General features: G+C 50.7%; 9 protein-coding genes and 1 tRNA gene. 4 read left to right on the top strand and 6 right to left on the bottom strand.

Translation table 11 applies throughout. The features are described 5' to 3' along the window. Positions 1-137: 137 nt before the first annotated feature. From KKG35_09410 to KKG35_09395, 4 genes are all read right to left on the bottom strand, one after another. On the bottom strand, positions 138-863 hold the full coding sequence (locus tag KKG35_09410) for a polyphenol oxidase family protein (GenBank protein MBU1738343.1): 726 nt from the start codon (positions 861-863) through the stop codon (positions 138-140). Positions 864-919: 56 nt separating this feature from the next. Continuing rightward, positions 920-1483, bottom strand: coding sequence for a hypothetical protein (locus KKG35_09405; protein MBU1738342.1), 564 nt, complete (start codon positions 1481-1483; stop codon positions 920-922). Positions 1484-1772: 289 nt separating this feature from the next. Beyond that, positions 1773-3656, bottom strand: coding sequence for a DUF3373 domain-containing protein (locus KKG35_09400; GenBank protein ID MBU1738341.1), 1884 nt, complete (start codon positions 3654-3656; stop codon positions 1773-1775). Positions 3657-3899: 243 nt separating this feature from the next. Beyond that, positions 3900-4208 carry a metalloregulator ArsR/SmtB family transcription factor gene (locus KKG35_09395; protein MBU1738340.1) on the bottom strand — a complete coding sequence of 103 codons (309 nt, stop codon included), beginning with the start codon at positions 4206-4208 and terminating at the stop codon, positions 3900-3902. Positions 4209-4492: 284 nt separating this feature from the next. Here KKG35_09395 and KKG35_09390 point away from each other — a divergent pair, with 284 nt between their 5' ends. The 3 genes from KKG35_09390 to KKG35_09380 all read left to right on the top strand — a co-directional run bounded on the left by KKG35_09390 (position 4493) and on the right by KKG35_09380 (position 6786). After that, entirely contained in the window at positions 4493-4849 is a 357-nt protein-coding gene (locus tag KKG35_09390) for a four helix bundle protein (protein MBU1738339.1), read from the top strand. A gap of 156 nt (positions 4850-5005) precedes the next feature. After that, positions 5006-5899, top strand: a complete 894-nt coding sequence (gene glyQ, locus KKG35_09385; protein ID MBU1738338.1) for a glycine--tRNA ligase subunit alpha — start codon at positions 5006-5008, stop codon at positions 5897-5899. Between the two features lie 299 nt (positions 5900-6198). Then, a complete protein-coding gene (locus tag KKG35_09380) occupies positions 6199-6786 on the top strand; it encodes a hypothetical protein (protein ID MBU1738337.1) in 588 nt (195 codons plus the stop codon). 39 nt (positions 6787-6825) lie between these two features. Here the strand turns inward: KKG35_09380 and KKG35_09375 are convergent. After that, a tRNA-Sec gene (locus KKG35_09375) sits at positions 6826-6923 on the bottom strand. Between the two features lie 329 nt (positions 6924-7252). On the opposite strand from KKG35_09375, the gene KKG35_09370 reads away from it, so the two are divergent. Beyond that, positions 7253-7600: a hypothetical protein gene (locus KKG35_09370; GenBank protein ID MBU1738336.1), complete on the top strand. Its 348-nt coding sequence runs from the start codon at positions 7253-7255 to the stop codon at positions 7598-7600. A gap of 138 nt (positions 7601-7738) precedes the next feature. Here KKG35_09370 and KKG35_09365 read toward each other — a convergent pair. Further along, the coding region (locus KKG35_09365) for a thrombospondin type 3 repeat-containing protein (GenBank protein ID MBU1738335.1) at positions 7739-8483 on the bottom strand (745 nt) is incomplete at its 5' end.

Genomic DNA, 8483 nt, shown 5'->3' with positions numbered 1-8483 from the left:
TCATACTATTTCTCCGGCATTTTTTGTGCCGGCAAGGCATGTGTTTGGTTGCATAGCAGCGCTATGCAACCAAACACGTAACGCAGGAGGCGCGAAAAATGACGAGAAAGAGGTGACGGTTCAGAGTTGACGTGACACTAGCTTCCGCATGCAAGGCCGATCACCGAAGCAAAGCGCCCGGTCGTTTTCGTCCGCCGGTACGAAAAATAATCAGGGCTGCAGCGGGTGCAGATCGGGGCGGCACTGATATTCTCCTTGGCCAGACCGGCCTCGACAAGCTGCGCCCGGCTGATGGCCTGAAAATCAAAATAATTCGGGGCAACCTGATAGCCATGCATCCACCCCGGAAGCTCCTGCCGATAATTGACAAATTCCGCACAGCAAGCTCCGAGTGAAGGGCTGATCGCGGCTTTGATCCTGGCGGAATCAACCCCGTAATTCTCAACCATCAGTGCCACCGTTTCACCGAGAATCCCGACCACACTCCCCTTCCACCCGGCATGGGCAATACCGATAACCCGCCGGTCGGGGGCAAAGAACAGCACCGCCTGGCAATCGGCCTGCTGGATCATCAGTCCAATATTACAGCGGGTGATCAGGGCGTCATATCCTGCAACCTCAAGATCACCCTCCGGCTCTTCCGTCACATCAAGGACTTTTCCGCCATGGACCTGCACGGCCGAGACCAGGGTACCAACGCCAAGCGCCTCTTTGAACCGCTGCCGGTTTGCGGCAACATTCGCCTCGCTGTCACCTACCCCGTAACTGGTATTCAGAGAACGAAAAGGAGAAGGGCTTACCCCACCATGCCGACTGAACACGCCATGGGTAAGCCCCGATTCAGACAAAGATGAGAACTGCAGAAAGCTGAGTCCGTCGGACTCAACCAGATTCAATAATGACACCTGTCTGATTCCCTTTAGAATTCAAGGGCCAGACCACCTCTGAAACCGCGATCGATCTTCCACTCCTGGTTGTTTTCCATATCGGCCCGGGTATCGGTGTACCCCAGGAAAACCACGGCCCGGGAAGCGATCTCATACGATGCGGTCACCCCGGAAGAGAGCATCCGATCCCCATCGAGAGAGGTGAAAACCTTGGGACAATAATAGACATTGCCGGCAAACTTCAGCTTGGGAACTCCCGGCGGGGTAAAAGCGGCAAGAGCGCCAAGACCGCCCGCCGCAATATCAAGTTTGTTGATCTTGACATAATAGCCCTTGATCCCGGCACCAAGCTCAAGGCCGGTGTTGCCGAGCGGACCACTGACTTCCAATGCCGCTGAAAACAGTTTGGAATCCTCCCGGTCGTTATACAGTCCATCCACCCGAAGAACCGACCGGCCCCGATCATCCTGACTGACCACCTGGCTCAAACTCGCCTGCAGACTATAATCATTAAACCCAAGGGTAAAATTGCCGGCCTGGGCAATTGATGAACAGAGAAGCACAGAGGAAAACGCAACAAACAGAGATTTAGTCATTTTAGTCACCATATTTTTCAATTCGTCTTAACAAGAGACTGCAGGAGTCTCGCAAAAAAATCAGGGGAAAATGATCCCCACAACCCACTCGAACTGTCACGCAAATTTACCACAGAGGACACAGAGTTCACAGAGAAAATACAATTATCTCGGCGACAACCTCTGTGTCCTCTGTGCTCTCTGTGGTAAGAAAAGGGGTTTCTTTTGTCCTATAAAAAGCGAAAGGGGGCAACCCTTGCGGGCGCCCCCTCTCCAGGAGATGAAGGTAAAGAATTTACTGCTACTGCTTTTAGAACCACGCCTCCATGGTCAGATAGATCTGATCCATGGTGTCGACAGGAACATAGAACTGGGCATTCATAGGATCATTCTGCAGATCCTCGATTTTCTGAGGCTTGCCCAACCAAAAACCGGAGCCGGTGTACTCATAGTCATAGTGCTGATATCCAAGACGGATGAAGGCATCGGAGAATTGGGAGATCTTCTCGCCAGCCGGAATGTCCCAGATTGTATAAAGTTCAACTACGCTGCCACGAGTAGCCAGCTTTGAGGCATACAGATCATCATGCCCCGGGGTAAACGAGATCCAGTACTCGGAACCCCAGTTGTACTCAGCACCGAATTTCAGCCCCATATCATCAAGATCGTACCGAACACCAACAAGTACCGAATACCCATCACGGTCGGTCGGCTCGTCCCACCAGGAACCAAGAAGGCTGGTACCCAGCTCATCATAGCCTTTTGCGTCTGTGCGGCTCCAGCCAAGGGTAACAAAATAATTCAGCGCCTCGACCTTACTCATATAAACAGAGGAGGTATGATAAATATTACCAAGATTGGTCCGATTCAACTGAAGATCCTTGGTGCTGTCCAGTGGATTATATTGCGTACTATCAAGTTCCCATTTGGCAAATTCAAAAGGATTAACAAAAGAAATATTGTCAGGAACATTGAACATATTGAAGGCACCAAAGGACTGAAAGTTGAAGAAACGATCGCCCTTGCTGTACACATCCCAGCTCAGTCCGCCAAAATCTACATCGTTAATCCCATTACTGTTCTCAGTCGGTCCGCCTTCAAATCCACGTCCGTAGCAGAGACGAACACGGCCGGGAGCATCCTGAATACCAAACAGATTCTCATAGGCATAACCCAGGGAAGCGCCGTCAAACGGGTAATCCATGTAGGCAACCGGAGTAGCCATCTTGGTGGCGGTTCCCATCCGGATATGGGCTGGAGGCCCATCAGTTACCGGACGACGACCGATGGAGAACCAGACCGGCGAGCCGCCGATGGCATTCCAGTTCATAAAGGCCCGATCAACACGCATGACATTGTCTTTCGGCTGACGGGTTGAAGAGCCGTCAAAGGCCAGAGAGCTTAACATGAATGGTCCTCCGCCCAAGCCATTGTTATAGGTATAATCAACAGCATTGTTCTGCATACCCCAAACCTTATACATAGCAAGCCTGGCCTTGAACTCCAGATTTTCCATGGCCTTGGCCCGCATATTCAGACGAAAACGATTGGTGTAGATTGTGTCGTTGTCGTAATCTTTCTTGTTATTTGCTGCAACATAACCGAGGGCATTGAATGCATTGTTTCGATCGGCAACACTAAGAGTTTTCATAAAAGAAGCAACAGCCATCGGATCAACAGCATTCTTGCCACCACCAAAGATCCCGTTAAAAGCTGTCGCAACATCTGTTATGGTCATCGCCGGATTATTATTCAACAATGAGGGCATTATCGCAAACATAGCTCCCAAACCACTTACACCTTGAAGTTTGCTCATTGCACTTAATGCATCAGCAGAAGCCGTTCCACCAAACAAGTCTCCAAGTGTTGCAGTGTAAAAAGCCCCCATTTCTGCTGCAGTAACGCCAACAGTCGAGGTTGCAAAATTCGACTCAGTACCAAAAAGTGTGAAAACATCCACGAAATCCAACGATCCCCGGGCAATATCAAGAGCGGTGTAGTGCCCAGGAGCCTCAGCGGTAACATAATCAGCCCGGAAACGGAAATCTCCGGACCATTGAATTCTGGAGGAAAGATCCCAGCTTTCGGATTTCTCTTCCAGGGCCGCCAGCCGGTCTTCCACGGATTCGGCCAGGGCTGCAGCCGGGATTGCCAGCATGCCGACCAGGGCTAGTGATGCAAATTTTTTAACCATTGTTGTTCTCCTCTTATTCCTGTTAAGAAACTTCAAGGCCGCCGGAATCCTGCGACCCGTCCCCAAGCTTGCCGGCCACCAAAGCCGGAAATAATCACAAATAGTTAAGAGTTAATAATGAAGAGTTAAAAGTGAAGGATGTGGGCTCATCGAACTTGAAAAAGATGCGCCACGCATTCACCCACCCAATTCTTCATTCTTAATTTTTCATTCTTAATTAAAAGTTGTGGAATACCACAACTTTTAAGCGCACCGAAACTTGGTGCGGACACAACCGATAATGCTCGCCAGAGCTGGCTCAGCCACACTGTAATAAATCTTGCGGCCGTCTCGCCTGCTGGACAGAAGACCCCGGTCTTTTAAAAGCCTTAAATGCTCCGAGGCCATGTGACTCGGAATCTCACAGTATTCGGCCAATTCACCCACCGAGCACTCCTGCTGCAGCAGAATGCTGATCATCCGCAACCGGCACGGATGCGCAATGGTTTTCAGACATTCGGCGGCCATTTCCAGCGACGCCTGATCCAATATTTCCAGACAATTCTCTCCCATAGAACCTATCTATATATCTAAATATTCAGACATGTCAATGTTTAAAGTTAAAAGTTGAAAGTGTCTAAAGCTTGAAGTTAATGTACTTTTCTGCTCAAATAGTAACCTAACTTTAGGTACTTCGAACTTATCGCTCCAGGCACTTAAAATACAAAGTGAAAAGCTGGGAGTGCCTAAAGTTAAAAGTTGAAAGTGCCTAAAGTTTGAAGTTAATGTACTTTTCTGCTCAAATAGCAACCTAACTTTAGGTACTTCGAACTTATCACTCCAGGCACTTAAAATACATGAACAATAGAGAGTTCGCTGAAAAACTTGAGGCAAGAACACTTGCTTTTGCTGTGCGCATTATTCGCCTCTCGACCGCGTTACCAAAATCTGCTGAGGCGAATGTTGTGAAAAACCAGATTACAAAATCAGGCACTTCTATCGGGGCGAATTATCGGGAAGCCAACCGGGCAAGAAGCAAGGCCGATTTTAAAAACAAGATCAAAATATGTGAAAGCGAAGCAAGTGAAACAAATTTCTGGCTTGAAGTTATGACTCAGGCAGAGTTCATTGCTCCTGAACAAACGGCCTCAATTCAGAAAGAATGCCTTGAATTACTGGCTATCTTCACGTCTATCGGCAAAGGGACAAACTAAATCAATCTTTGACTTTTACCCCTCGGGACTTTAAATTGTCGTTTTTTCAGTTTAGTAATTAAAAAAACGCGACTACCAGATCAAATGCTTCCCTCAACTTTAGGCACTCCAAACTTCCAACTCTAAACTTCAGACTTTTTTCCGAAGGAAAATCCTATGTACTTTCAAGACATCATACTGGAACTGAGCCGCTTCTGGGCTGAACAGGGTTGCGTTCTGCAGCAGCCATACGACATGGAGGTCGGCGCCGGGACTTTTCATCCGGCGACTCTCCTGCGGGCGCTTGGTCCGGAACCATGGAAAACCGCCTATGTCCAGCCATCGCGCAGGCCCACCGACGGTCGGTACGGCGAGAACCCGAACCGGCTGCAGCATTACTATCAGTATCAGGTGATCATCAAACCCTCGCCGCCGAACATTCAGGACCTGTATCTGGAGAGCCTCAAACGTTTCGGCCTCGATCCGCTCGATCACGACATCCGTTTTGTCGAGGATGATTGGGAGTCCCCCACTCTTGGCGCTTCCGGCCTGGGCTGGGAGGTCTGGCTCGACGGGATGGAGATCACCCAGTTCACCTATTTCCAACACGCCGGAAGCCTTGAACTGCACCCGATCACCGTTGAAGTCACCTACGGGCTGGAACGGATCGCCATGTACCTGCAGAAGGTCGACTCCGTCTACCAGATCGCCTGGAACGAGGAAGTGAAATACGGCGACATCTTCCATCAGGCCGAAGTTGAGTTCTCGACCTTCAACTATGAAGAGGCCAATGTCGATTTTCTGTTTTCCCTGTTTGACAACTGCGAAGGGGAGGCGATGAAGCTTCTCGACAAGGGGTTGATACTTCCCGCCTACGATTACTGCCTGAAGTGCTCCCACACCTTCAACCTGCTCGACGCCCGCAAGGCGATCAGCATCGCAGAGCGGACCCGTTTCATCGGCAGAATCAGGAATATCGCCCGAAAGGTGGCGGTAAAATACACCGAGCAACGCGAAGCAATGGGGCACCCGTTGTTGAGATCCGTTCGTCCTTCGACAAGCTCAGGATGAGCGGGTTTGGACCGGCCAGGGTCCTTCAGCGAGCCCGGGTTGAGCGGGTTTGGATAGGCAATGTCCTTCCGCAAGCCCAGGTTGAGCGGGATAATCGAGAGTCCGCTCACCCTGAACCTGTCGAAGGGGTATTGACGATATACCCGTGCCCCCGCTCACCCTTGGCCTGTCGAAGGGGCATTGGCTGAAATAATAATCTAACTCTTGTGAAGACCTGGATATCTAAGGTAGATTGTTAGCAACAGGCATGTTGGTCGTTTCAAGATCTTTCCTCCAACAGAAGGCAGAGTAACCGCTCCATGGTTTTGCAAAGATCCTCACTCAACAACAATAAAGTCTTTTCCATCACCTGTTTGAAGTGCCATTGGACCCACAGGGTCGATCCCTCGATAGTCGACAGCCACGGCAGGATCGTTAAAATTTTCGGGATGAAGGGCTTTTATATCTTTCAGTGCCGGTGCGGCGAACGCTTCAATATCCAGCTCGATTTCCGGCAGAAATCAAGGTACCCCGTTGATGTCAGCGCTTTCTACACCACCCTGAGCAGAGACAACCTCGAAGGCCGCATGCGGTCCGAGGAGGCAACTCCCTACCAGACACGAATCAACAGCGTGATCAAAAACATCTCGGTTGACGGAATCGGCTTTATCAGCAACGGGCACCACGATATCAAACCGGATGATGAGCTGGTTGTCCAATTCACCTTAAAGAAAAGCGGCAGAGAACGACTGATCCGGAAAATGGTCGTCGTGCGTACCGTTACCGGAAAATATATCGGGGCCGAATTTTTCCCCAAAGACAAAAACGACCCGAATATCGGTTTTTTTCTAATGGAAGACAAGAATCAGGATGACGATGACGATCTCTTCTTTTATGACGACCCGTAAAGTCGGCCGCGAGGAGCGCTGAGTGAGACGGCAAAAAAATGGCGGAAGTGCATGGGAATCGAACCCACCTACCAGGCTGTTAACCCGGTACACCGGATTTGAAGTCCGGGAGAGCCACCAGTGCCCTTACCACTTCCACCGAGCAGCAAATGATAATTGCCATTCATGAAGCTGACAACCCTTTTCTTTCACCCTGCGGGGATAAGTTTTGTCCGAGCCGACAAGCAGCTCGACTCAGTTTGAATCGCAAGCGAAACAAAAAAGTGATTCCATTTACAGTTATCTATTGATATCCATTACTTTTTTTTATAATTTGGCCGAGATATCACTCTCGCTGCAGTTAACAGCAGCAGAAATCACTGCACACGATAAATAAACGCAGTGTTTTTTTCGATCCAGCGTTGCCGAGAATAACCCGGTGTCCCATAGACGCCACAAAGATTTCCGATCAGGAGCCCATCAAATAATGGAATGCGAGCGTCTGCAAAAGCTTATTAAAAATTGGTATATCCAGGTCCAGGATGAATCAATGGCCCCGGCCCGTATGGTCGAGTTCATGCGCAACCATGTTGCAGACTGTCTGATCTGCATGGCCGACCCGGTTGTCGAGGCGGAAGTGAAAAGAATCACTGAAGTGGTCCTCCCCCCTTCCAAGATCCCCAAAGCGGTGCGAAAGGAAGAAGGGATCGATGATGATGACGAGGATGACGAAGAAACCACCGACAGTGACGAAGTCGAGGAGGATGAAGAGGAGGACGAGGAGGAAGAGGACGAGGAGGATATCGACCCTGATCTCGATGATGACGAAGTCTGATCGCCGGCACCCGTCACCCTGCAACAGCAAAGGCCGCAACCTGGAAAAGGTTCGCGGCCTTTGCTGTTTTCGCGGTTGCGGGATTTGATTTTTTCTCCGCTATCCTTTCATCACCATTCGGCTCCGACTCGCTGCCGATTATTGAATCACAAGGTTCTCAACCGTTACCGGGCCGCTCAGGGAGTCGATGAGCAGCGACTCGATGATCGTCGGCGCACCGGAGTTGTTGGTGAAACCACAGTCGAAGCCGCCCTGGATCGTAATCTCCTTGTCCTGATCAAGGACCAACGGGCCGTAGGTATAGAAAGCCTGGACCTGCATCGTGCCGAATGAACCCAGTGCATTATCATAAACCCACTGCAGACTGAGCCAGTGGTCTCCTCCACCCACTATATGGATCGGCTTGTTGAAGGGACAGCAGTCGCCGTTGTCGCCCCAGCCGTCGCCATCGGTATCACTGGTCTCATCCGGATCGGTCGGGAAAACGTCCAAAATCAAACCGGTCGTGGTATCCGCCTCGGATTTGCCGGGGTTCCAGTCATCCGGAAATCCGTCTTGATCACTGTCGACGCTGGCCGCAGGATCGTCCGGGAAGGCATCGGCTGCATCGAGCACCGTATCGCAGTCGAGATCGTCAAGGCAGCCGCCGGTGTCACACAGGTCACCGATCCCATCGGTGTCGGAATCAGCCTGATCGAAATTGGCGGTGGCTGGGCAGTTGTCGGTTGCATCCGGCACCGTATCGCAATCGAGATCATCGGTGCAGCCGTCGGTATCGCAGGCGTCGCCGATCCCGTCGGTATCGAAATCGATCTGGCCCGGATTGGCAACAGCCGGGCAGTTATCGGTGCCATCCGGCACCGTGTCGCAATCGAGATCATCG

The sequence above is a fragment of the Pseudomonadota bacterium genome, assembly GCA_018823285.1.
Lineage (GTDB): Bacteria > Desulfobacterota > Desulfobulbia > Desulfobulbales > JAGXFP01 > JAHJIQ01.
This window is presented reverse-complemented; position numbering and strand designations above follow the sequence as displayed.

What these genes read in the sequence shown, in the direction of transcription:
- KKG35_09405 (MBU1738342.1), bottom strand. Translation starts at nt 1,483, where the DNA reads ATGACTAAATCTCTGTTTGTTGCGTTTTCCTCTGTGCTTCTCTGTTCA.
- KKG35_09400 (MBU1738341.1), bottom strand. Translation starts at nt 3,656, where the DNA reads ATGGTTAAAAAATTTGCATCACTAGCCCTGGTCGGCATGCTGGCAATC.
- KKG35_09395 (MBU1738340.1), bottom strand. Translation starts at nt 4,208, where the DNA reads ATGGGAGAGAATTGTCTGGAAATATTGGATCAGGCGTCGCTGGAAATG.
- KKG35_09390 (MBU1738339.1), top strand. Translation starts at nt 4,493, where the DNA reads ATGAACAATAGAGAGTTCGCTGAAAAACTTGAGGCAAGAACACTTGCT.
- glyQ (MBU1738338.1), top strand. Translation starts at nt 5,006, where the DNA reads ATGTACTTTCAAGACATCATACTGGAACTGAGCCGCTTCTGGGCTGAA.
- KKG35_09380 (MBU1738337.1), top strand. Translation starts at nt 6,199, where the DNA reads ATGGTTTTGCAAAGATCCTCACTCAACAACAATAAAGTCTTTTCCATC.
- KKG35_09370 (MBU1738336.1), top strand. Translation starts at nt 7,253, where the DNA reads ATGGAATGCGAGCGTCTGCAAAAGCTTATTAAAAATTGGTATATCCAG.